Below are 22,304 nucleotides of genomic sequence, written 5' to 3' on the forward strand. Positions count from 1 at the left end.
TTATCTCTTCATCTTTGTCAAATTTAACTCTTGTTTCACTATGACAAAAGGAATAACTATTTGTTCTAATTAATATAGTACTTACGTTAGCAGTTTATAATTGATATTTTCTAAAAACAGTAAGACCAAGAACAGTAACTATAATCATAATAAGAACCGAATTGATTACAATGCTTATCACCATATTTGATGAAAAGGAGGTTGAAGAAATTATCGTAGACATGCCATAAATTGAGTGTCGCATACCTAATTCAACTATTTTTATAAGGATTGAAGAAAAACCACTTAGATTTCTAATGATAGACCATAATGTTTCGCTAAAAAGCACATAACATAAACAAATAATTGTTGAAGCAGTATTATTTTTTATCAGCATAGAAAGTAGACAAAGAACTGATCCTAAGGAGGCGTATACTGCAATACCACAAATAACCGATAAAACATATCCACTTAGTATAATGTTACTTATCTGACCAGAGCTTAACAAAGCAATCAATTCAAACAGTAAGAAAAGGGCGGAAGATATGACTGATGAAATAATAGATTTTGATAGATATATACTGAAGCGGCTTTTATTGATAATCCATTTGTGCTGCCATGTTTTCCATTGATACTCTTGTCCAATCCATACAGAGATTAGAATGGCGATTAAAATACCAAGTCCCTTTTGATATTCTGTGCCCGCTCGAATAATATCTTCAATCTCCTTAAAGGTGGTTAGGTTTCCCAAAACAGAAATTCCTACTCGAATGTCTTGACGAATAGTCATCATCATAAAAAAGGGCACAATACTTGCAAATACTATAATGATATATAATAACTTGCTTTTTCCAAGTCTATAAAAGTCGCTTCTTAATACATTAATCATATGATTTATCCCCCGTTGTGTACTGCATATATAGCTTTTCTAAGGAAGTTCCATTTTGAAAAGCATCATGTATAGCTATTTCTTTTACAATTATGCCATCATGCAAAATACCAAGATGGGTGGCTATCTGCTCCAATTCACTTAAAATGTGGCTAGAAATTAGGATAGTAATTCCACTTTCATTTAAATGTAGCAATAATTTACGTAAATCTGCAATTCCATCGGGGTCAAGACCATTCGTAGGTTCATCTAAAATTAGAATATCCGGCATTTGTATTAATGCCATTGCGAGTTTCAATCGTTGAGTCATACCAAGAGAAAAGTTTTTTACGGGCTTGCAATTGATATCTGACAAACCAACAGTTTTTAGGACTTTCTCAATTTGGTTATTATCACTTAGACCAAGCAAATGAGCCTGCTCTTTCATGTTTTCAAGTGCACTCATATTAAGAAAAAGCGACGGATCATTAATGACAACTGCAAACTTATTATCACAACCGTTTACTTTCTTCACGAAAACTGTCCCATTAAAATCATTGATTAGACCGGTAAGAATACGAAGCAAGGTAGTTTTTCCGGAACCATTTTTCCCAACTAACGCATAAATAGCTCCCTGTTCTACATGAATAGAAACATCTCTAAAAATGGTGTTTGCTCCATACTGCATTTTGATATTTTTTGCTGTTAAAGCATAATCATTCAATTTATAGGCCTCCATTCAATAAGATTTTGGTACAGCTCGTATATCCATAAACAGATATAAAACTAGAGCAATTGCAGCAATTACAATAATTGTGATTAAGACTCCTTCTATTAAGGATTTCAGCATTCCTTTTTTCCACATGCGTGATAGTTTTTTTACCGCTTCCGCTTCATGTAGATTTTGGTCTTTGTTATTTATTAGAAGCACTTCGTCCATTGCTAGAAGCTCGTTCTTGCAGCTATCGCACTCAAGAACATGTTTCTCAATCGTTGCTCGGCTATCATCGCTACATACTCCGTCGTGATATAATGGAAGCAAGTCTTTTATAATTTCGCAAGATATTTTCATTTCATTACCTCCTGTAATTGTTTTTTTGCCCTATAAAAAATCAGTCGTGCCCAACTGTCAGTTTTCCCGAATAATTCTCCAATTTGAGAGAATGGCAGTTCTCCAAAGACCCGTAGAGTAAAAACCTCCTTGTATGGGTCTCTCAGCTTGTGCAACTCAATATGTAGCCGTTTTGATGTATCTTTGTTGATGTAACAAGCTTCCAAGTTGAATAATGTGTCAGGTATACCTGTATCTAAGTCTGATAATAGGGGCTTTTTCTTTTTATAAAGAGTAAAATAGGTATTTTTTGCTATTTGACAAAGCCAAACATATAATTTGCAAGAACCACTAAATTTATCTATGTGCCTCATTGCCTTAAAAAAAGTTTCTTGTGTAATTTCTTCTGCAATGGATTCATTCATACAAAGAGATAGCACATATTTATATACGCCTGAAAAATATTCAGAATATATTTCACTGAAATCTGTCACTGCCTCACCTCCTTACTCATAAGACTTACATTCAACAAAAACGTTTCAAACTTTTTTATTTTTTTGTATCAGTAATATACACTTAAACTATAAAGCCTTTAAGCGTTCTTCTGAGAAATATTTCTAAGTTATATGTGTAGTTCATGTTTATCCACATTATAATATAAATTATGTTTATCTTTCATTGAGATTTTAATATATCAATAAAAAAGAAGACAGAAAATATATTTCTGTCTTCAATGGGGAAATTGGTGTTTCTTATAAAAAAATTTCAACTTAAGTATATTAAATAATTAGAACTTAATCAATAATTAGGACACTAAAGTAGTTTTTAAGAACATTGAAATTTAAAATATTATGTTTTGTTATTAATACTATTAAAATTTCTAAAGTAATAAAATAAAAAGCTCCAAATTAATGGAGCTAATTTACCAATGAAAGGAGTTATCTTCTATGACTGAATTAAAACTATAATAGTTAATATATTATATGTATGCAATTAGCCATATTGTTACAAAAAAGTACATCTAGAAAGTCAAAAAATATTCGTTAGTTATAGTTAATTTTACTAAAGTATAATAAATCAAAAGATATTCCGTCAATAAGGTTTGCATCTTTTTGTATTTTTTCTAATTCATATCCATCTTTTCTCAGTATCTTACTAGATGCAATGTTGGCATCAGTTACTCTGGCATTAAGCTTATTAAGCTTAAGAGATTTAAAAGCAAAATCTGTAATTAAAGAAACAGTTTCATTCCCACAACCTTTGCCCCAGTGGTTTCTACTAAGAACATATCCAAGTTCTGCACTTTTTGTTGAGTTATTAAAATCAAATAACATAGCTGTTCCTATAATCTCTTTAGTTGTATTTAAAACAATAGAGGCATACAAATAGTCGCCAGATAATTCTTCTTTCATCATTTCTTTAATATGTTCTCTGGTGTCATCTAAGTTCTTCATTAAATTCCAACCTATAAATTTTTTAACTTCCTTATCTGATAAAAAGTTATGGATATCTTGAATATCATCTAAACTTATTGGTTTAAATGATATGTTAAGACCTTTTAGTTTATGAAATAAAATTGAATTCATTGTTGGGTCTCCTTTAGCATAATATGATAATTAATATCATAATTATAACAGGTTTTTATTAGAAGTAATTTGCAGCATAATAATATTTATATAATTTATGTGAAAAAAATGTTGCAAATTTCACAAAAAAGGTCTATTATAGGAAAAGTGAGGAAAAGATTGACTTGTTAATTATAAGGTCCCATGCTTTGCAAAGGTGCTTGGTGTGAGGACTTTTTTTATTAAGAAAAATGAGGAATGATGATAATGGAGTCACAAGGATTTAAAATTATTAAGTTAGCTACATATAACAAAAGACTAAATGACGAAGATAAATACGGAAGAATTATGACAGAGAAAGGTGAACTTGCAATTTTGCCTGCAGATGATATAAATTTTTTAGCTTACTGTGATTTTATAAAAGGTAAAGAGCCGAGAGGGAATCATTATCATAAAGAAAAGATTGAATATCTATATGTTTGTAAAGGAAGACTAAAGGTTTATATAAAGAAAGCAGAAGATTCAGAAGCAGAAGTGCAAACTTTTGAAGTACAGGGGGGAGATATAGTCTGTATTGAGACTGGATATACCCATGCTGTTGAGACTATAGAAGAGGGATATGGAATAGAATTCTCAAAAACAAAACAAGAAATAATAAAACAAGATTCATTTTATGAAAAAATTACAGAGATTTAGAAACATTTAATAGGAATTAAATATAATAATAAAAAGAGCCTTGTATTTAGGATTAGCCTAGGTACTTGGCTTTTTGTTTTGTAATTTATTGAAAAGCTCTGATTTAGTGATAATATTAATGTATAGAAATATTTAGAAAAAACTTGTTATTGATAGGGGGAGAAAAATGAACATAATATTGAAGCAACCACAATTATATAGGTTTTTAAGTTATTGTAACGAAAGTGATCTAGATAAAGAGGTATTGGACTGCGGAGCAGGAGGAGACTTACCACCACTTTCATTATTTTTGGAACATGGTTATAAAACTTATGGATTAGAAATAAGCGATGATCAATTACATAAATCTAATGAGTTTTCTAAGAAACATGGAATTAATTTAAATATATCAAAAGGAGATATGAGAAGCCTGCCTTTTGAGGATGAATCCTTAAGCTTTATCTATTCTTATAATTCTATTTTTCATATGACAAAAAAGGATATAGAAACATCCATAAATGAAATTAAGAGAGTTCTAAAGCCCGGTGGGTTATGTTGTTTAAATTTTCTCTCTATAAATGATGAATGGTATGGAGACGGAAAAGAACTTGGTAAAAATGAATTTCTTCAGATAGAAAGAGGAGAAGAGGTTATTCATACCTATTATGAAGTTAATGAAGGTGAAGGCCATTTTAATGACATGACAATACTTTATAAAGAAGATAGGGTTATTGAAAGGTTATATGAAGGAGAAATGATAAAACAAGCTTATATAGATTATATAGTAAAGAAAGAAGTGATTGAATGAGTACTGTTACAAACCTTTTTCCAGATGGAAAGAGAAAAGCATTGACTCTTAGCTACGATGATGGCGTAATTCAAGATAAAAAACTTGTAAGTATTTTCAACAAATATTCCTTAAAGGCGACCTTTAATCTAAATTCTGCTATACAAAGTGAGGAAATTTATTGGATTAAAGATGGAAAGACTATAAGTAGAATAAATATTGATGAAATTGATAAGCTTTATAGAGGCCATGAGATTGCTGTTCATAGTTTAACTCATCCTCATTTAGAAGAACTTCCAAAAGAAATGATTTTAAATGAAGTATTTGAAGATAGAAAAAACTTAGAAAAAATAACTAAGTATCCTGTAAGGGGGATGGCATATCCATTTGGCACTTACAATAAAAAAGTCCTTGATGTAATAGATAGCTGTGGAATTGAATATTCAAGAACTGTAAAGCAACATGAAAAATTTACTTTGCCAGATACTTTTCTAGAATGGCATCCAACTTGTCATCATACAAATCCAAGATTTTTAGAAATTACCAAAAACTTTTTGGAATCAGAAGATAAGTCTATGGAATTATTATATGTATGGGGACATAGTTATGAGTTTGACTTAAATGAGAATTGGGACTTAATTGAGGAATTTAGTAAACTAGTTAGTAATAATAACTCTATATGGTATGCAACTAATATTGAAATAATAGATTATTTAAAAGCTTTAGATGCTTTAAAGTATTCAGCAGATTGTTCAATTGTGTATAACCCTACAGCTATATCAGTTTGGATATGTGCTTATGGAATAGATATTGAGATTAAGTCAAGAGAAAAACTGTCTATATTACCAAATAAGCAATAGTTAAATAATAAATAAAAAAAACTATAAAAAACCTGTTGACTTTAACGCAACGTAAAGGTGTATAGTTAAATTGTCAGGAGGGAGCTTATGGAGTATACAGTGAATAAATTAGCTAAACTAGCAGGTGTTAGCACCAGAACATTAAGATATTATGATGAATTAGGTATTCTTAAGCCGGCAAGAATTAATTCTTCAGGATATCGTATATATGGTGAAGCTGAAGTAGATATGTTGCAACAAATACTATTTTTTAGAGAATTGGATGTAAGTTTAGATAATATAAAGCTAGTCATTACATCTAAAGACTTTGATAAAACTAAAGCACTGAAAGAACATCATGAGAAACTCCTAGAAAAAAGAAAACAGTTAGAAACACTTATCAAAAATGTTGAAAAAACTATTGATAAGGATGAAAGGAGAATCATTATGTCAGATAAAGAAAAATTTGAAGGCTTTAAACAAAAGCTAGTTGATGATAACGAAAAGAAATATGGTAAGGAAATAAGAGAAAAATACGGTGAAGATGTAGTTAATGAATCTAACAAAAGATTCAAAAATATGTCTAAAGAGCAGTATACAGAGTTTGAGGAATTAGGTCAGACTATATTAGATAAGCTTGAAGAGGCTTTTGAAACTGGAGATCCAGCAGGAGAAGCAGCTCAAGAAGTAGCTAAACTACATCGTAAATGGATTACCACTGCATGGAACAGATATTCAAAAGAAGCCCATGCAGGAGTAGCGCAAATGTATGTAGATGATGAGCGTTTTACAGCTTATTATGATAAAAACAAACCAGGTCTTGCAAAATTCTTAAGAGATGCAGTTGTAATTTATACAGATGCATTAGAAGAATAAAATAGAGCCATTGCAGAGATGCAATGGCTTTAAAGCATTTAAAGAGAAACTATTTTTGTGATTTCACTAGGATGATCTATAACATATTTTGGTGAATAACTTTCAAGTTCTTCACGTGTTCTAAATCCCCAAGTAACCCCAATAGTATCCATACCAGCTTTTATTCCAGTTTCCATATCAGTGCTGGTATCACCTATGTATAAGCATTCTTTAGGGGATATACCTAAAGATTCAGCTGTAATGATGGCTCCAATTGGATCGGGTTTTCTTCTAACCCCTTCTTTTTCACCAGATATCATATCAAAATAATCTTCACCAAAAACTCCATAGATATTATCGAGAGTTCTTTCATGTGGTTTGTTTGATAGTACAGCTATCTTTACCCCTTTTTCTTTTAAGGCATGAAGCATGTCCTTTATTCCATCATAGGGTTTAACCTCATGCATACAATGAATTTCAAAATACTCTGTATAAGTTATAAGAGCATCTTCATAGTTAATTAAATCTTTATCTCCAGAATAGATTAACGCTCTTTCAATCAACTTTTTATAACCATCTCCAACAAAAATCTTATATTTTTCCTCAGAGATTGGACCAAGTCCATATTTAGATAAAGTTAAATTAGAAGTATAGGAGATTGCCTTTATAGAATCAACTAAAGTACCATCTAAATCAAAAATACAACATTTATACATATCAAACCTCCTGCTAGCAAAAAATTAAAGTGATTATCATAAGTTTAGTATAGCATATAAAGAGAATGCAGTAGAAGTCATATAAAAGATTATAAAAATAATGGGAATATAAAGTTTTAAAATGTAACAAATTTCGCTTTTATTGTATATATTAGTATTATAAGTAGCTAGCAATTCTATAAAATGTATAGAATCTAGAATAAAGTAATGATTAGGTTTGCTGCCGGTATTGCCGGACGGATAATAGGTCTCGCAATCGTAAAAGCTTTTTTAAAAGATCTAGGGAAAGTTCGAAAGAACTTTCCTCTTTTTTATCTGTAAAATAGAGGAAATGTCAATAAAGTTAAATAATACAACAGTTTTAAAGCATAATAAATAATGAAAAGAAAATAAAAGACAAGGAGGGGGAAATGGAAAATATATTTAGACAAAAGAAAAAGAATAGAATTGTAGTTAAGGGATTGATTTATGGAATAATTATTTTAGCTGTAGCATTTTTTATTTATAATTTTACAAACCTTAAAGAAAAGATCATAACTAATTTTTCTGAAAAATTATACACTGATGGTATCAGTGAAAGTATAGAATCGGCATATCAAGATATGGGTATATTATCAGATAGCATGGCTGTAATGAACATGCTGAAGTCTGGAAATTTTAAAAGTTTGGAAAAAAAGGTTGCATATCTTACCTTTGATGACGGCCCATCAGTAACTGTAACTCCTAAAATTTTAGACATACTTAAGGAAAATAAAGTTAATGGTACTTTTTTTATAGTTGGTAATGAGTTAAATAAATCAGATAAGTCAAAAGAAATATTAAAAAGGATAGTAATAGAAGGGAATGCAATAGGGGCTCATACATATTCCCATAACTATAAAAAATTATATCCTGGTGGTAAAATTGATATCAATACATTTATAGGTGAAATAGAAAAAACTAATAATCTAATCACAGGGGAATTAGGAGAAAAATATAGAACCAGAGTAATTCGTTTTCCAGGAGGAAGCTACTCATGGAAGGGAATGGGTGAAACAGAAAAAATTCTAGCTCAAAAAGGTTATTCCTACATAGATTGGAATTGTATCGTGGGAGATGCTGAAGGAAAACCAAAAAATAAAGACGGACTCATAGATGTTTTTAATGAAACAAAAACAAAGGTTGCTAGAAATGGTAATCTAGTTGTTTTAATGCATGATACATATGGAAAAGAATCTACAGCAGAGGCACTACCAGAAATCATAAATAAGTTAAAAAAAGAGGGATACGAATTTCATACATTAATTTGAAAGTATATAAGAAGGCAGTAAAATCTAGAGTGATTTTGCTGCTTTTTTAATAATGGAGATTAAAATGGAAATTTGATTAAAATAAATAAAACCTTTTTGAAAAATTACTTGTCTAATAGTTGTAGCTACGATATAAAGGTAGAAGGAGTTTTGAGTTTAAGGAGCATAATAATGAATTTAGATGATAGAGTTAAACGAGCAATTAAGGGAGATGAAGAGTCCTTTGAGTATTTAATAAATACTTTTAAAGAGAATCTTTATAGGACAGCCTATAGTTATGTGAAAAATGAAGAGGATGCATTAGATGTTCTTCAAGAAACTATTTATAAAGCGTATATATCTATAGAAAAATTGAAGGAACCCAAATATTTTAAAACTTGGATAACAAGAATTTTGATAAACAATGCTTTAGATGTAATAAAAAAAGAGAAAAGAATTATTGAAATAGAAAAGGTAGTAAAAAAGGATGTAAATTATCATGAAAATCAAAAATTAGAAGAACGATTAGATATTATAAACTATGTAGACAAGCTTGAAGATAAATATAAGAATGTAATAATACTAAAGTATTTTCAGGATTTAACTATAGTAGAAATATCAGAAGTCCTAGAATATCCAGTAGGAACTGTAAAGACACATCTTAACGCTGCACTTAAGAAATTAAGAGTGTTTATGAGTAAGGAGGGTGCGTAAATGGATGATTTAAATAATATAAAAGAAATGATTAAGATACCGGAAGGAATAGATTTAGCAGTAAAAAAAGGATTTGAAAGAGGAAAAAAAGAGAAAAAAAGAAGAAAACATAAGAAGATATATAAGAGGATAGGAGCAATAGCTGCAACTTTAGCATTAGTAGTTATAGTCGGAATTAATAATCCAGAGATTGTTCAAGCTATACCAGGGGTAGGATCAATATTTAAACTTATTAATTATGATAGAATGGGAAGAAATCTATCGGAATACGAAAAATTTGCAACATCAATTAATAAGTCCGTTGAAAATAATGGAATTAAGGTTACAATAGATGAGATAGCCATTGATGATAATAGCTTGGTTATAACATCAACAATTGAAGGCGATGGACTTCAAGAAGAGCGAGGAATCATATCCCCTAACATAGAAATTAACGGAGAACATTTAGGAAGTTATGATAGTAAAGATAAAAAGGTTTCTGATAAAAAGCTTGTAAGTGTAATAACCTCAAATATATCGGAGTTTACTTTAGATAGAAGCGTTGATATTCATTTAAGGATGGGATCAATTGGTAATATCAGAGGGGATTGGGAGTTTAAATTTAACGTAACTAAAATGAATAATATTTCAAAATCCAAAACTATAAATCTAGATAAAAGTATAAAAACACCTAACAGCACATTAACACTTAATAAATTAACCATAAGTCCATTAGGAAACACCATAAATTATTCAGGTAAATATGATAGTACAAATAAAAGTCAGAGAGATGGAATTTATAGCTTTATTGTTATAGATGAGAATGGGAAAATTTTAGATGCTGGAGAGCTTGGGGGAGGTTTTGGTGAAGAAGAATATGAAGGAAAGATAGCGATATTTGATGATCTATCCACTGTTAAATCATTAACTGTAGTTCCGGTGTTTAAGGAATGGGGAATAAAGAGGCAAGATATTGATTATCTTGGTAGAACTATGTTGCAAACTACAATTAGTGATAATTCTACACAAGAGCTAATAACAATAAGGAGAGCAGCAACTAAAGAAGAAAAAGTTAAAGGATACGTTCCTAATGAGGTTATTTATTTATACAATATAGATAAAGAAAGAAGATTTACACCATTAAGTGAATTAAGAGATCAAATTATAAAGGTTAGTGATAATAATTCAGTTACAATAAAGAATATTGAAGCTACAGATGAATATACGAAATTAACCTTTAAGTTAGAAGGAAATGGCGCTTACGATTATAGTAACATTAATGAGGCTGTAATTTTGGATGAAGATTATAAAGATATTGGAAGAGCAGAAGATGGAGATAGAGCTGTTATGGAGAATCAAGCAGAAAAGATTGTTTCAATAAAACTACCAGCTGTTGATAAAAATAAAAAATATAAGATTGCAATACCTATGATTACAGAACCTGAAATTGATGATAGATATAGAATAGATATTGATCTAAGTAAATAGAAAAGAAGACCGTGTACTCAAACCTGTACACGGTCTTCTTCTTATATAAATAGCAATAAACTTACTGCCATAACTACCATACCAGCTACTAAGCCGTATATTGATAGATGATGTTCGCCATACTTTTGTGCTGAAGGAAGTAGTTCATCTAAAGATATAAATACCATTATTCCAGCAACTCCAGCAAAAATTATTCCAAATACAAAGTCATTTATAAATGGCATTAATACTAAATATCCAATCAATGCGCCTATAGGTTCAGAAAGTCCAGATAGGAAAGAGTAGAAGAAAGCTTTTTTTCTGTCCCCTGTTGCATAATATACTGGAACAGATACAGCTATTCCTTCTGGAATATTATGAATTGCTATGGCTACAGCTATTGGTATAGCTATAGATGGCTGTTGAAGAGCTGATATAAAGGTTGCAAGCCCTTCTGGAAAGTTATGAATACCAACAGCTAGAGCTGTGAATATTCCCATTCTTAATAATTTGGGGTCCGAGGTTTTGTCGTTTATATCCTCAACTGAATGAACTTCGTGAGGATTCTCTCCACTTGGGATAAGTTTGTCAATAAGTGCTATTATAAACATTCCCCCGAAAAATGCACCAACAGTAGCCCAGGAACCAGACTTTAATCCTAGTTCAGCTACAAGAGCATCTTTGGCCTTAAAAAATATTTCAATCATAGAAACATAAATCATAACTCCAGCTGAAAAACCAAGACTAATAGATAAAAATTTTGTGTTTGTCTTTTTTGTGAAAAAGGCTAACGCACTTCCTATGCCAGTACATAAACCAGCGAAGAGTGTTAATCCAAATGCAAATAAAACGTTATTCATGTATCGTCCTCCTTTATAATATATAATTTATTATAAATCTACTAAAAGATAATTGTTATTATTTAATAATGCATTTATAGCTTTAGTATATTATAAATCTTAAATTCAGTAAAGTTTTATAATTAAATTTATATGCTAAAATAACAGTAAAATGAAAAAAGTGAAACTTTATGCAGTATCAATAAGTCTTATAGAGGTAACATCGATGTTAATAAAAAAGTTATAGGAGAAAGCTATGGAAGGTGTGTCTGCAGTAAAACTAAAATTTTTAGATGAAAATAATGAAACTATTATAAAAAGGGCAATAGATGGAGACAAAGAAAGTTTTATTGAGCTTATAAAAAAATATAAAATCTATTTATATAAAATAGCGTATAGTTATGTAAAAAATGAGGAAGACGCTCTAGAGATAATACAAGAATGTACTTACAGAGCAATGCTTAATATAAAAAGTATTAAAAATATAGCATCTTTTAAATATTGGTTAACTAGAATTGTAATTAATTGTGCATTAGATTTTATAAAAAACAATAAAAAAATTTGTCCTTTAAATGATGAAATTGAGATTTCTTCGAGAAGAGAGGGTGTATCAATAGATGAAAAATTAGATTTATATAGAGCTATTGATATATTAAGAGATAATTATAAAACTGTAATAATATTAAAATATTTTAATGATATGACCATAGAAAGTATAGCAAATGTAATGAACATACCAGAGAATACAGTTAAAACTTATTTGAGAAGAGCAAAAGAAAATCTTAATAAGATTTTGAAGGAGGATTATCTAAATGAATAATAGTGAATTTTTTGATATAAATATATCTGATAAGTTAGAGGATTCTATTGATAAAGCAATAGCTAATGGTATAGAAAAAGCGGATAAAGAGTTACAAATTAGAAAAGTTAGAAGAAAAAGAAGATCAGTAGCATCGGTTGTAGCATTGCTTGTTATAGCATTTACCTTTGGAGTTTCAAATCAAGCATTAGCAGCAAAGATATTATTGATTAGCAATGTATTTAAGGAAATAGAAGAAAAAATACAGTTTCAAGGAGATTATTCAGGGTATGCCACATCTGTAGAAGAAGCTGTCTATGATAATGGGGTGAAGGTAACATTATCGGAAATAATGTGTGATGGGGAAGGGTTATATGTAACTTATAAAATTGAAAGTGACGAACCTTTTAAACATACTTCAAGAGGAGAGAATCCTTTGGATAATGCACAACTTATGACAAGTGAAGAGTACAATAAAGTAAGTTTTTCTGATAAGGAGTTAGATAATACAGGATTTGCTGGGTTAGAAGGCGAGTTTGTAGATGAAAATACTTTTATAGGAATGGAGAGATATTATTTAAAATCTTTAGATACAGAAATTCCTGATAACTTTGATTTTGAAGTTAAGTTAAAGTCTGTAGGCACAGCAGGTTTTAGTGAAAATGATAAAGGTCAAAATTTTTATGGAACTTGGGCATTTAAGGTACCAGTTAAGTTAGATAAAAGCATTAGCAGAAATATAGCTGTAAACTATAAAACTGACAAAGGATTATCTTTAGATTCTGTTTTTATTACACCAGTTAGTTTAAGAGTAAATACTACGAATCCTGAAAATTATCATTATGGTATATTGGTTTATGATGACAAAAATAATCAGCTTAGGGCAGATATGTCTAAAATTTATGATGATAATAAACAAATAAGCTATTTTAGTGCAGTACCTAAGGATTCAAAAACCTTAAGGGTAGTTATTTATAGAGATATATTAATTGAAAAGGAAACAACTCAAAATTCTGATGGAAGTTACTCAACTCTCTATGAAGATACGGGAGATAAAATTTTTGTAGATAAAACTATAGAAATTAAATAGATTGATATAAACTAAAGGCAAGTTGATAATAAATTTACTTGCCTTTAGTTATTTTGAGTTAAAGGATAAATAAAAAAATAATATAGGGATAATGAAAGACATGAAGCGATACCTATATTTTAATTTCTATTAATCCTCTTCATAAAACCTTAGGGTTTTAATTCCAAATGTCGAAAACACTGATCCAAAAAGTAGTAAAATTAAAATGTTTATATAAACTTCTTTGAAGGAAGAACCGTTACTTAGTTTATTGTAAGATTCCATGAGCCATTTGTTTGGTATGAAATTTGATATTGTCTGCAGCGCAGGAGACATACTACTTACGGGAATAAATGTACCTCCCACTGCACAAAAACATCCTGCCAATACAAAATTGATAATGCTTAAAGCTTGTGTGGTTTTTATTAAACTTGTTAGAGCGATATTTATACCGAGGGAGGCGATGAAAAAAGCCATTAAATTAATAAAAAAAACAGGAGACGAGATTCTGTAATCCATATGAAGTACATATTTAGACAAAACTAAAAATAAAAAAATTTGTATAGAACTTAGGAAAATGCTTGCTAAAATATGACCGAAAATTATATTATGGGATTTTACTCTAGCACAGAAAATTCTCATAAAGGTTTTAGAATTAATATCATCTATGAGAATATTTGTACAAGTTCCTGAAAACATAAATAAGGACATAAGTAGGAAACCAACTGAAGCAGAAAGTTTATAATTATCTTTACTATTTTCTTTAACAGTTAAATTTGTATCTATATTTTTAAATTCAGTAGGGTTATCTAGAGATTTAAAGTATGAATCTAGCAATAAATTAAGCTCATTTACATTTCCATTTTGTCTTTTACATAGTATCTTAGTCTTTTCATAGGGGTAAGACATTACAATACCTATTTCTATACTTTTATTATTTACGAATTTCTCTATATCTTCTTCATTAAGTATTTCGATTTTATATTTATTAGTGTCCTCTAATAAATTTATGACAGATGAAGTGTAGTCGCTATCAGTTATGGCTATTTTTATTAAAGTATCTTTGTTAAACATAAATGACGAGAGAACTCCTCCTAGTAGAGGAACTATTAGGATTAAGGATAGTGCTACTGGGTCTTTAAATAATCGTTTCATTATATTTAAGCATATTCTAATACTATTCATATGTTTTCTCCCTTTTGTATAATAGAATTCCAAGAACGTTAAATAATGTACCTAGTAACATAAGGACGATTAAATTTTGAGTTATGGAACTAAGGGGGTTTTCTTGCATTAAACTATAATAACTTTCATAAATCCACTTGTTTAAGGTGAATTTTGAAGTTGCATCAAAGTCTCCGCTTAGTGAAAAGCTATCACTAAAAAGAGCCAAGAAAAATAAAATAAAAGCACAGGTGCTAACTCCAACAGTTGAATTTTTAAATAATCCAGACATGAAAAAACCAAAAGATGCTGAAATATATACTGCAAAGATTGTTACTATAAAAATTCCAACCAAGCTGTTTCCATAGCTAATTTTAAATATGATAGAAGAAAAAAGCATATAAAAAACCGCTACAATTAAGGTTATTAAAAATTGGCCAATAATATTTCCTAAAATAACGGTGCTCTTTTTTACAGGGCAGGAATACATTCTCATAAAGGTTTTATTTTTTCTGTCAGAGATATTAAGTCCAACCATAATAATAGCAGTTATGAGAAGAAAGTACGCTAAGGTAGAGGAACATAGAAGCTGATTTATATTAGCAGTCTTATTTACACCTATAATCATTACCTCTGTATATTTTTGAGATATAGAGTCAGTTATGCTGTTAGCCGCACTATTTATATTTGAACTTACCAAAAAAGTTTCAAGTAAAGAGCCTACGAGTATGAGGATTACAAGAAACGGGTTTGTGAAAATTCGTTTTAAGTAATTGATTGATATATTAAAAACCTTCATGTTATCCTCCTAATCCCTTAAGTTTCTTCCAGTAAGAGAAAGAAATACACTTTCCAAATCAGGTTCTTTTAGTGTTAAGCTTTTTACTCTTACATCACTTTTTGATAGAATGAAAAGAGCATCTTGAAGTATACTTTGCCCTCTTGTTGAGATTACTTTTATAGTATTTTCGTTAATTGAGACATTTTTAACTCCAGGTAAATTTTTAAGATCTTCAATAGGATTATATCTTATATCAGTTGCTTCTATGTTTAAAATTTCATCTGTTTTTGAAAGTTTTTTTATTTCATTTTTCTCACCATAAGCTATGAGTTTTCCATGATCCATTATTCCAATCTTGTTACATAAAGCATCAACCTCCTCCATATAATGGCTAGTATAGATTATAGTTGAGCCTTGTCTATTAAGTTCTTTTACGGCTTCTAATATATGATTTCTTGATTGCGGGTCTATGCCTACAGTAGGTTCATCCATTATTACTATTTTAGGTTCATGTATAATGGCGCAGGCTATGTTAAGCCTTCTTTTCATACCACCTGAAAATGTTTTTGGTTTATCTTTAGCTTTATCTAAAAGTCCAACAAATTCAAGAGCTTTTTTTGCTTTTAGATTTAAATCCTCTCCTTTTAAATCATAAAGACTTCCAAAGAATTTTACATTATCTTGCGATGATAAGGATTCATAAATTGCTATATCTTGGGGAACAAGACCCATAAGTTGTTTTGCCTCTAAAGAGTCTTTACTAATATCCAATCCATTTATTAAAACATTTCCCCCATTAGCTTTAATAAGACCCATTAAAATATTTATAGTAGTGCTCTTGCCAGCTCCATTTGGACCAAGAAGTCCAAAGATTTCTCCTTCGTTTATATCTAAATTTAAACTATCCACAGCAAGTTTATTTTTATAGCGTTTAATTAAAGAGTGTATTTCTATTAGTGACACATTCTCTCCCCCAGTTTTTAAAATCTTTATAATAATAGTTTAAAAAATATAGCCACCTATTTCCACAACAGAAAGTCATGAAGATGGGTGACTTAGGTCATTTTTAACTAAAGTTTTTTAAATAAAAAATTGCTATTTGAGTTCTATCCCTTAATTTAAGTTTGCTTAGGATATCTGTTATCTTATTTTTAACAGTTCCTTCAGTCAAAAATATCTTTTTTGCTATCTCTCTATTGCTTAAACCATCTGAGATTAGTTTTATTATTTCTATTTCAGTTTCAGATAAGTTCAAGTTATAAATAAGTTTTTTCTTGTCAGCTTTAAGCATAGATGAAAGTTTTGTAGCTACTTCTGGATGTACTAGAAGATTTCCTTCATGAACTATCCTTATTGCTTTTATTATTTCATCAGCTTTGATGTTTTTAAGTAGATAACCTTTAGCACCATTTTTTAGAGCTTCAAAAATATATTCATCATCGTTAAAGGTTGTAAGTATGATGATTTTTATATCAGGTCTTACTTTAAGGATTTTTTTAGTTGAGAGTACTCCGTCACACACGGGCATTCTTATGTCCATTAAAACAACATGGATATTATTATTTTGGAGAACTTTTTCGTAAGCTTCATCTCCATTTTGGCATATAAACAAAACATTTATGTCATCTTCATAATCTAGAATCATTTTGAGGCTGTTGGTTATTAGCTCTTCATCATCAGCAATAAGTACATTTATAGACATAGTATAGTTACCTTCCTTTAACTTTTAATTGGAATTATAGTAGTAATTTCAAAACCTTTTTCAGTAGAAATGAAAAGTTCTCCATCTATGATTTTAACACGTTCTTCCATTCCCTTAATTCCCATACCTCTAACAAGAGTTTTACAGCTAATTCCATCATCTATTACTGTAAGTATAACCTGTTTTTCTTCGTACTTTAAAGTAATCCATATTTTTTTAGCTTTACCGTGTCTAGCAGAATTAGTTATAGCTTCTTTAGCATTTTTATAAAGGGCAACCTCCATACTTGGATAGAGTTTTACAGGAGTTCCTTTAATATCAAAACTTATATCAATATTAGACGAAAATATAAAGTCATCAATCATCTGTTTTATAGAAAGTACTCTATTTGAATATTCCCCAGGATTAATATTTTTTAAAGTATCACTTAGCATATCTACAGTGGAACTTAAAGTAGTTCTAGAGGATTCTATTATATCTAAACCTTTCTCTAAATCTTTTTTAGAAACTCTCATTCCAGCTTCGAGCTGAAAAAGCACGCCAGTTAGTTTATGACCAAGATTATCATGAATTTCACTTGTTATTCTAGCTCTTTCTTGAAGCGTTGATAAGGATTCAATCGTGGAGGAATAGTCTTCTAAAATCTTCTTAGTATTTTCAAGTTCATAACTATACCTTCTGTTTTCATCAAATAGAATTTCTGTTTCCTTAAAATCCTTATTAATATTCTTTTTGTTTATAGAAAAAATAGATAATGAAAGAATGATAAAGAGATTAAGTATAAAAATATCATGACCTTTTTCTTTAATAAAAAATAGTATAAAGGCAGAGGCGATAATAGATAAAATATAACCCTCACTTTTTAATAATGATAGTGAGTCTAATATTGTTATATAAAGCAAAAAATAAGTTATATAAGGATATTTAGAAGATAATAAAAACACTAGAGCTAAATCTGAAATAATTGAGACTAACAAGAGATTATTTCTATTTTTGGGTGTTAAAAATAGTAATCTAATTCTAGAATTAAGTATAAATATGAAGAAAATCATTATAAAATAAGGGGCATTTTGAATTTCATAAGATAATGCAGTGCCTATAGCTGTCAATGTATAAATTGATAATCTTGTAATGTTTTCAGATTTCATAAACTTACCTCAATCTTATCATTTGTTTAAATATACCATATATCCCAAAATAAAAACAATATTAAGAAAACTTTAAGATGAGAGACGACATTTAGGACATATAATTAATTTATAATAACTTAAATAAAGTTATATAAGGGGAGAATAAAAAATGAGTAATGAATTTAGTTTATCTGATTATGTTAGTAATGGTATAGAGAACATAATTAAGGGGATAATTAAAGCCTCTCTTAAAAATCCAAAGGAAACTGCTTTTGTGGTTAAATATGCATTAGCAAGTAAAGAGGCTAAAAAGAGAAGAGAAGCTTTTATAGAAAAAGGAGAGAATGTTCCAGCTTTCTTAATTTCAAGTATATCAAGCAACTGTAATTTATTTTGTAAGGGTTGTTATGCGAGAGAAAATAAATCTTGTGGTGAAGGCTTAGAGAATAAACAAATGAGTACAGAAAGATGGGCAAAATTATTTAAAGAAGCAAAAGAAATGGGAGTTTCATTTATATTACTTGCTGGTGGGGAGCCTTTAATGAGAAGAGAAGTTATAGAAAAGGCAGCTGAGATTAAGGAAATAATTTTCCCGGTGTTTACAAATGGAACTTTGTTTAGAGAAGATAATTTAAAGTTGTTTGATAAAAATAGAAATCTTGTACCTATCATAAGTATTGAAGGTGATAGGGAGCAGACTGATAATAGAAGAGGTCTTGGAGCTTACAATACTATAATGAAGGCTATGGATACCTTAAAGGATGCTGGGCTTCTGTACGGAGCCTCTGTTACTGTAACTACAGAGAATGTAAATACAGTAACTAGTAAGGAATTTTTTCAAAAATTATATGACAAAGGCTGTAGAGCTGTAGTTTTTGTTGAGTATGTTCCTGTAGCTGAGGAAAATAAGTATCTTGCTCCAACTGATTTAGAACGTGAGAAATTGGAAGTTAAACAGCAAGAGCTAAGAAAAGTATATCAAGATGCAGTATTTATATCTTTCCCAGGAGATGAGAAATATTCAGGTGGATGTTTAGCTGCTGGAAGAGGTTTCTTTCATATAAATGTGGATGGAGCAGCAGAACCATGTCCATTTTCACCTTATTCAGATATGAACCTAAAAGACTGTTCTTTAAGAGAAGCTTTAAAATCACCTTTATTTAGAAAGCTAAATGAGACAGGAATGCTTATAGGTGAACATGATGGTGGATGTCTATTATTTCAGAAAGAAAATGAAGTTAAAGAGATGCTTGGTGAATGTATTTAATTTTTTAGGAGGAAATATTAAATGTTTCATATACTGGTGTTTTAAGATAGTGAAAAATATAAAAAAACTGTCATACTAATGGCAGTTTTTTTGCCTACAATTAGCGAAGTAAAATTTTGATAGTAAATTGAGATAAAATTCGTATTTAATATATGAGAGCTCTTAAAAATATATAAGTTTGCGAAGATAAAAGTTGATTATTAAGGAGGGGTGGATATTGAAGGTTGATGAAACTAATTTTATAAATGAGCTTAAAAAGAAGAATCCAAAGTCCATGGAGTTCATAGTTGATATGTATGGAAATCTTATTTATAAAATAGTTTATAGTGTTTTATATAGAGATTACGGTATTGGTTCTGTAGAAGAATGTACAAATGATGTTTTTATGAAGATTTGGGAGAACATAGAATGCTTTGATGACACAAAAGGCACTTTCAAAACCTGGATTATGGCAATTTCTAAGTTTAAAGCTATTGATTATAGAAGAAAGCTCATGAAATATTCAGAGTGTACAGATATAGATGATTTAAATCTTTCTTCAAGTGAAGATATTGAGAAAGATTTTATATTAAAGGAGAGAAGAGATGAGATATTATCAATAATATATAGGATGAAGGAACCTGATAAATATATATTTCTCAAGAGATATTTTTTTAATGAAGATATTACTACAATAGCAGGTAGTTTAAGTTTAACTAAAGCTGCTATCGAAAATAGGTTATCAAGAGGGCGAAAGGCTTTAAGAGAAAAGCTTATAAATTTTAAGGAGAGGGTAATTTGAATGAGTGAAAAAAATATATATAAAGATCTTAATAATATAATTATTGATGAAAATGAGTTTGATAATATTAGTATGACTGATATGCAAAAATTTAGACTTAAACGAAGTGTAATGAAAAAAATTAGAACAAAGAAAGTTTCAATTTCTAAAATAATAGCAGCTAGTGTTGTAGGATTAATAGTTTTTATTGCAGTAGGATATGCAAATCCAGCTTTTGCAGTTCAAATACCTATATTGAATTCTATAGTTGAAATGTTTGGGAAAACAGGAGATTATATTAGTTACTCAAATGTAGTAAATAAAACAATTTCTTGTGACGGAAAATCTTTTACGATAGACAGTATTCTTTCCTATGACAATAGAATACTTATTGGATACACTGCTGAGAGTAATAAAAAAATAAATTCTTCTGATGCTTTATTTTTCCCTAAATTTAAAATTGATGGAAAAGAAATAAATGTTGGTTATTCAGGAGGAGTAAAGAACGTAACAGATAATAAAATTATTGGAACCACTGAAATAATATTGAATGATACATTACCTAATAACTTTAAATTTGATATGATGTTTGATAAATTTGATGATACCTCTGGAGATTGGAGTTTTAAATTTGATATTACTAAAGCTGAGTTAGATAAGGATGCTAAGATTTATGAGACAAATAAATCAGTAGCATTTAATGACCATAAGTTTGATATTGATAAAGTTACTTTAACACCATTAAATACTTTAATTTCAATTAGCAGCAACTCAGCAAATGAAATCCCAAGTTCATTTTTTGACTTTTGGATAGTTTTAGATGATAAAGGGAATGAGATTACACAGGTTGGGGGAAGTAGAGAGCCAGCTTCTAATGTTACAGTAGCTTATTCAAGCGTAGATAAAAATACAAGTTCTTTAACACTAATACCATTTAGAAGAAATAGTGGAGTAGGAGTGGAATCTTCAAAAACAGTAGATATTGATGAAAAACTACCGATGGAATTGTCAGAAGGTAAAGACAGTAAAGTAGTTATAAATAATGTTGATTTCTCAAATGACAAGGATAATGTAATAATAAAAGGTGTTATATATGGTAAATTACCTAATTACCAGGTTGTTTTTCTAGAGGGAGATAATCCTAAAGCAGATATTTCACTTTTAAATACTACTATTAAAAGAGTAGACACGGATAAATATGAGTTTACCAGAGAATATAGTGGTTTAAATAATGATAGAAATTATAAACTTATAGTTCCAAACATTGATAGCACAGTAGATTATGATTCTAGAGTTACAGTTGAATTAAAATAATTATATGGATATTTGCTGTTTAAAAGGATAAGGCCCAAGTTCCATCAACTTGGGTCTTCACAGATATCATTTAAGTGAATCTTCAATCTTTCTAATAAATAGCTCTGCTTTTTTTAAGTCCTTAACATTAGGGTGTCCCTGTGATAAATTACCCATAATGTAAAAAATCTTATTTTTACTAAACTCCCTTGCGTTAAAACTTCCCTTACATGCAAAGCTTCCTTGATTTATAGCTCCCTTTGACTTTAATAGTTTAATTAAAGAGTTGTTATAGAACTTCATTCCAACTCCACTGGTTGAAAACACAAAAATGTTTTTACCTTTTAAATTCATTTTATCTACAAGTTTAAAAAGCTTGGGTGATAGTTTTTCCATGTATACTCCAGAACCAAATCCAATCAGATTATATTTTTCTAAGTCAACATCTCGGAAATTTCTTGCATTTATTAAGTCTGAATTTATTTTCTCTGCGAACATTTTGGCAATTCTTTCGGTATTATTTTTATAATCGGAACAATATATAATTAGAGATTTCATAAAACATTCTCCTTTAATAGTTTTATTTTAGCTAACAAGATACGTTTTAATATAAAATTTTATATTAAAATACGTATTATATGGGTTAAGTAAAATAATGATTCTCGAACAAATATTATGATTCTTTAAGCGTAATTATTACCTTTATATCAATACATTAATCATTGAATTCTTTTTTC

Annotated in this window: 25 protein-coding genes; 12 read left to right on the forward strand and 13 right to left on the reverse strand. The window is 29.4% G+C overall.

The features are described from left to right. Window positions 1-94: 94 nt before the first annotated feature. The 5 genes from P8F83_RS02430 to P8F83_RS02450 all read right to left on the reverse strand — a co-directional run bounded on the left by P8F83_RS02430 (window position 95) and on the right by P8F83_RS02450 (window position 3,484). Window positions 95-868, reverse strand: a complete 774-nt coding sequence (locus P8F83_RS02430) for an ABC transporter permease (RefSeq protein WP_326513287.1) — start codon at window positions 866-868, stop codon at window positions 95-97. After that, window positions 861-1,571 (reverse strand): ATP-binding cassette domain-containing protein, encoded by a 711-nt coding sequence (locus tag P8F83_RS02435; protein ID WP_326513288.1) that lies wholly within the window; start codon window positions 1,569-1,571, stop codon window positions 861-863. Before P8F83_RS02435 ends, P8F83_RS02430 begins: the two co-directional genes overlap by 8 nt. 15 nt (window positions 1,572-1,586) lie before the next feature. Then, window positions 1,587-1,919 carry a zf-HC2 domain-containing protein gene (locus tag P8F83_RS02440; protein WP_326513289.1) on the reverse strand — a complete coding sequence of 111 codons (333 nt, stop codon included), beginning with the start codon at window positions 1,917-1,919 and terminating at the stop codon, window positions 1,587-1,589. After that, window positions 1,916-2,392, reverse strand: a complete 477-nt coding sequence (locus P8F83_RS02445) for an RNA polymerase sigma factor (protein ID WP_326513290.1) — start codon at window positions 2,390-2,392, stop codon at window positions 1,916-1,918. Before P8F83_RS02445 ends, P8F83_RS02440 begins: the two co-directional genes overlap by 4 nt. A 549-nt stretch (window positions 2,393-2,941) precedes the next feature. Beyond that, window positions 2,942-3,484 carry a GNAT family N-acetyltransferase gene (locus tag P8F83_RS02450; protein ID WP_326513291.1) on the reverse strand — a complete coding sequence of 181 codons (543 nt, stop codon included), beginning with the start codon at window positions 3,482-3,484 and terminating at the stop codon, window positions 2,942-2,944. Window positions 3,485-3,724: 240 nt separating this feature from the next. Here P8F83_RS02450 and P8F83_RS02455 point away from each other — a divergent pair, with 240 nt between their 5' ends. The 4 genes from P8F83_RS02455 to P8F83_RS02470 all read left to right on the forward strand — a co-directional run bounded on the left by P8F83_RS02455 (window position 3,725) and on the right by P8F83_RS02470 (window position 6,640). After that, window positions 3,725-4,159, forward strand: a complete 435-nt coding sequence (locus P8F83_RS02455) for a polysaccharide biosynthesis C-terminal domain-containing protein (RefSeq protein ID WP_326513292.1) — start codon at window positions 3,725-3,727, stop codon at window positions 4,157-4,159. Window positions 4,160-4,325: 166 nt separating this feature from the next. Beyond that, window positions 4,326-4,946, forward strand: a complete 621-nt coding sequence (locus P8F83_RS02460; RefSeq protein ID WP_326513293.1) for a class I SAM-dependent methyltransferase — start codon at window positions 4,326-4,328, stop codon at window positions 4,944-4,946. Then, window positions 4,943-5,785 (forward strand): polysaccharide deacetylase family protein, encoded by an 843-nt coding sequence (locus P8F83_RS02465; RefSeq protein ID WP_326513294.1) that lies wholly within the window; start codon window positions 4,943-4,945, stop codon window positions 5,783-5,785. Before P8F83_RS02460 ends, P8F83_RS02465 begins: the two co-directional genes overlap by 4 nt. A gap of 87 nt (window positions 5,786-5,872) precedes the next feature. Beyond that, window positions 5,873-6,640 carry a MerR family transcriptional regulator gene (locus tag P8F83_RS02470; RefSeq protein ID WP_326513295.1) on the forward strand — a complete coding sequence of 256 codons (768 nt, stop codon included), beginning with the start codon at window positions 5,873-5,875 and terminating at the stop codon, window positions 6,638-6,640. 38 nt (window positions 6,641-6,678) lie between these two features. Here the strand turns inward: P8F83_RS02470 and P8F83_RS02475 are convergent, their stop codons facing one another. Then, the gene (locus P8F83_RS02475; protein WP_326513296.1) at window positions 6,679-7,335 is read right to left on the reverse strand and encodes an HAD family hydrolase; all 657 of its coding nucleotides are present in this window, start codon (window positions 7,333-7,335) and stop codon (window positions 6,679-6,681) included. 410 nt (window positions 7,336-7,745) lie between these two features. Here P8F83_RS02475 and P8F83_RS02480 point away from each other — a divergent pair, with 410 nt between their 5' ends. The 3 genes from P8F83_RS02480 (at window position 7,746) to P8F83_RS02490 (ending at window position 10,784) form a co-directional block, all read left to right on the forward strand. Continuing rightward, window positions 7,746-8,624, forward strand: coding sequence for a polysaccharide deacetylase family protein (locus P8F83_RS02480; protein WP_326513297.1), 879 nt, complete (start codon window positions 7,746-7,748; stop codon window positions 8,622-8,624). A 171-nt stretch (window positions 8,625-8,795) separates the two neighbouring features. Next, a complete protein-coding gene (locus P8F83_RS02485; protein ID WP_326513298.1) occupies window positions 8,796-9,317 on the forward strand; it encodes a sigma-70 family RNA polymerase sigma factor in 522 nt (173 codons plus the stop codon). Next, the gene (locus P8F83_RS02490; protein ID WP_326513299.1) at window positions 9,318-10,784 is read left to right on the forward strand and encodes a DUF4179 domain-containing protein; all 1,467 of its coding nucleotides are present in this window, start codon (window positions 9,318-9,320) and stop codon (window positions 10,782-10,784) included. A gap of 41 nt (window positions 10,785-10,825) precedes the next feature. On the opposite strand, the gene zupT is transcribed toward P8F83_RS02490, so the two are convergent. Next, complete coding sequence (gene zupT / locus P8F83_RS02495; RefSeq protein WP_021802700.1) at window positions 10,826-11,623, reverse strand: zinc transporter ZupT; 798 nt, start codon at window positions 11,621-11,623, stop codon at window positions 10,826-10,828. A gap of 235 nt (window positions 11,624-11,858) precedes the next feature. On the opposite strand from zupT, the gene P8F83_RS02500 reads away from it, so the two are divergent. Beyond that, window positions 11,859-12,422: a sigma-70 family RNA polymerase sigma factor gene (locus P8F83_RS02500; protein WP_326513300.1), complete on the forward strand. Its 564-nt coding sequence runs from the start codon at window positions 11,859-11,861 to the stop codon at window positions 12,420-12,422. Continuing rightward, the gene (locus P8F83_RS02505) at window positions 12,415-13,491 is read left to right on the forward strand and encodes a DUF4179 domain-containing protein (protein WP_326513301.1); all 1,077 of its coding nucleotides are present in this window, start codon (window positions 12,415-12,417) and stop codon (window positions 13,489-13,491) included. Before P8F83_RS02500 ends, P8F83_RS02505 begins: the two co-directional genes overlap by 8 nt. 129 nt (window positions 13,492-13,620) lie before the next feature. On the opposite strand, the gene P8F83_RS02510 is transcribed toward P8F83_RS02505, so the two are convergent. The 5 genes from P8F83_RS02510 to P8F83_RS02530 all read right to left on the reverse strand — a co-directional run bounded on the left by P8F83_RS02510 (window position 13,621) and on the right by P8F83_RS02530 (window position 18,265). Then, window positions 13,621-14,655, reverse strand: a complete 1,035-nt coding sequence (locus P8F83_RS02510) for an ABC transporter permease (RefSeq protein WP_326513302.1) — start codon at window positions 14,653-14,655, stop codon at window positions 13,621-13,623. Continuing rightward, the gene (locus P8F83_RS02515; protein WP_326513303.1) at window positions 14,648-15,433 is read right to left on the reverse strand and encodes an ABC transporter permease; all 786 of its coding nucleotides are present in this window, start codon (window positions 15,431-15,433) and stop codon (window positions 14,648-14,650) included. Before P8F83_RS02515 ends, P8F83_RS02510 begins: the two co-directional genes overlap by 8 nt. Window positions 15,434-15,442: 9 nt before the next feature. Further along, window positions 15,443-16,378 (reverse strand): ABC transporter ATP-binding protein, encoded by a 936-nt coding sequence (locus tag P8F83_RS02520; protein ID WP_326513304.1) that lies wholly within the window; start codon window positions 16,376-16,378, stop codon window positions 15,443-15,445. Between the two features lie 103 nt (window positions 16,379-16,481). After that, window positions 16,482-17,117: a response regulator transcription factor gene (locus P8F83_RS02525; protein ID WP_326513305.1), complete on the reverse strand. Its 636-nt coding sequence runs from the start codon at window positions 17,115-17,117 to the stop codon at window positions 16,482-16,484. Window positions 17,118-17,134: 17 nt separating this feature from the next. Further along, window positions 17,135-18,265, reverse strand: a complete 1,131-nt coding sequence (locus P8F83_RS02530) for a sensor histidine kinase (protein WP_326513306.1) — start codon at window positions 18,263-18,265, stop codon at window positions 17,135-17,137. Window positions 18,266-18,416: 151 nt separating this feature from the next. Here P8F83_RS02530 and P8F83_RS02535 point away from each other — a divergent pair, with 151 nt between their 5' ends. From P8F83_RS02535 to P8F83_RS02545, 3 genes are all read left to right on the forward strand, one after another. Next, window positions 18,417-19,514, forward strand: coding sequence for a radical SAM/SPASM domain-containing protein (locus P8F83_RS02535; RefSeq protein ID WP_326513307.1), 1,098 nt, complete (start codon window positions 18,417-18,419; stop codon window positions 19,512-19,514). A gap of 217 nt (window positions 19,515-19,731) precedes the next feature. Next, window positions 19,732-20,295 carry a sigma-70 family RNA polymerase sigma factor gene (locus tag P8F83_RS02540; protein ID WP_326513308.1) on the forward strand — a complete coding sequence of 188 codons (564 nt, stop codon included), beginning with the start codon at window positions 19,732-19,734 and terminating at the stop codon, window positions 20,293-20,295. After that, window positions 20,296-21,588 (forward strand): DUF4179 domain-containing protein, encoded by a 1,293-nt coding sequence (locus P8F83_RS02545; RefSeq protein WP_326513309.1) that lies wholly within the window; start codon window positions 20,296-20,298, stop codon window positions 21,586-21,588. 66 nt (window positions 21,589-21,654) lie between these two features. Here the strand turns inward: P8F83_RS02545 and P8F83_RS02550 are convergent, their stop codons facing one another. Continuing rightward, the gene (locus P8F83_RS02550; RefSeq protein WP_326513310.1) at window positions 21,655-22,125 is read right to left on the reverse strand and encodes a flavodoxin domain-containing protein; all 471 of its coding nucleotides are present in this window, start codon (window positions 22,123-22,125) and stop codon (window positions 21,655-21,657) included. Between the last annotated feature and the right edge of the window lie 179 nt (window positions 22,126-22,304).

Origin of the sequence: Clostridium intestinale, assembly GCF_035905475.1 — a bacterium.
Classification (GTDB): domain Bacteria; phylum Bacillota; class Clostridia; order Clostridiales; family Clostridiaceae; genus Clostridium_T; species Clostridium_T intestinale.

What these genes read in the sequence shown, in the direction of transcription:
- P8F83_RS02430 (WP_326513287.1), bottom strand. Translation starts at nt 868, where the DNA reads ATGATTAATGTATTAAGAAGCGACTTTTATAGACTTGGAAAAAGCAAG.
- P8F83_RS02535 (WP_326513307.1), top strand. Translation starts at nt 18,417, where the DNA reads ATGAGTAATGAATTTAGTTTATCTGATTATGTTAGTAATGGTATAGAG.
- zupT (WP_021802700.1), bottom strand. Translation starts at nt 11,623, where the DNA reads ATGAATAACGTTTTATTTGCATTTGGATTAACACTCTTCGCTGGTTTA.
- P8F83_RS02470 (WP_326513295.1), top strand. Translation starts at nt 5,873, where the DNA reads ATGGAGTATACAGTGAATAAATTAGCTAAACTAGCAGGTGTTAGCACC.
- P8F83_RS02440 (WP_326513289.1), bottom strand. Translation starts at nt 1,919, where the DNA reads ATGAAAATATCTTGCGAAATTATAAAAGACTTGCTTCCATTATATCAC.
- P8F83_RS02545 (WP_326513309.1), top strand. Translation starts at nt 20,296, where the DNA reads ATGAGTGAAAAAAATATATATAAAGATCTTAATAATATAATTATTGAT.
- P8F83_RS02465 (WP_326513294.1), top strand. Translation starts at nt 4,943, where the DNA reads ATGAGTACTGTTACAAACCTTTTTCCAGATGGAAAGAGAAAAGCATTG.
- P8F83_RS02530 (WP_326513306.1), bottom strand. Translation starts at nt 18,265, where the DNA reads ATGAAATCTGAAAACATTACAAGATTATCAATTTATACATTGACAGCT.
- P8F83_RS02450 (WP_326513291.1), bottom strand. Translation starts at nt 3,484, where the DNA reads ATGAATTCAATTTTATTTCATAAACTAAAAGGTCTTAACATATCATTT.
- P8F83_RS02525 (WP_326513305.1), bottom strand. Translation starts at nt 17,117, where the DNA reads ATGTCTATAAATGTACTTATTGCTGATGATGAAGAGCTAATAACCAAC.
- P8F83_RS02500 (WP_326513300.1), top strand. Translation starts at nt 11,859, where the DNA reads ATGGAAGGTGTGTCTGCAGTAAAACTAAAATTTTTAGATGAAAATAAT.
- P8F83_RS02550 (WP_326513310.1), bottom strand. Translation starts at nt 22,125, where the DNA reads ATGAAATCTCTAATTATATATTGTTCCGATTATAAAAATAATACCGAA.
- P8F83_RS02485 (WP_326513298.1), top strand. Translation starts at nt 8,796, where the DNA reads ATGAATTTAGATGATAGAGTTAAACGAGCAATTAAGGGAGATGAAGAG.
- P8F83_RS02455 (WP_326513292.1), top strand. Translation starts at nt 3,725, where the DNA reads ATGATAATGGAGTCACAAGGATTTAAAATTATTAAGTTAGCTACATAT.
- P8F83_RS02475 (WP_326513296.1), bottom strand. Translation starts at nt 7,335, where the DNA reads ATGTATAAATGTTGTATTTTTGATTTAGATGGTACTTTAGTTGATTCT.
- P8F83_RS02510 (WP_326513302.1), bottom strand. Translation starts at nt 14,655, where the DNA reads ATGAATAGTATTAGAATATGCTTAAATATAATGAAACGATTATTTAAA.
- P8F83_RS02515 (WP_326513303.1), bottom strand. Translation starts at nt 15,433, where the DNA reads ATGAAGGTTTTTAATATATCAATCAATTACTTAAAACGAATTTTCACA.
- P8F83_RS02460 (WP_326513293.1), top strand. Translation starts at nt 4,326, where the DNA reads ATGAACATAATATTGAAGCAACCACAATTATATAGGTTTTTAAGTTAT.
- P8F83_RS02480 (WP_326513297.1), top strand. Translation starts at nt 7,746, where the DNA reads ATGGAAAATATATTTAGACAAAAGAAAAAGAATAGAATTGTAGTTAAG.
- P8F83_RS02490 (WP_326513299.1), top strand. Translation starts at nt 9,318, where the DNA reads ATGGATGATTTAAATAATATAAAAGAAATGATTAAGATACCGGAAGGA.
- P8F83_RS02505 (WP_326513301.1), top strand. Translation starts at nt 12,415, where the DNA reads ATGAATAATAGTGAATTTTTTGATATAAATATATCTGATAAGTTAGAG.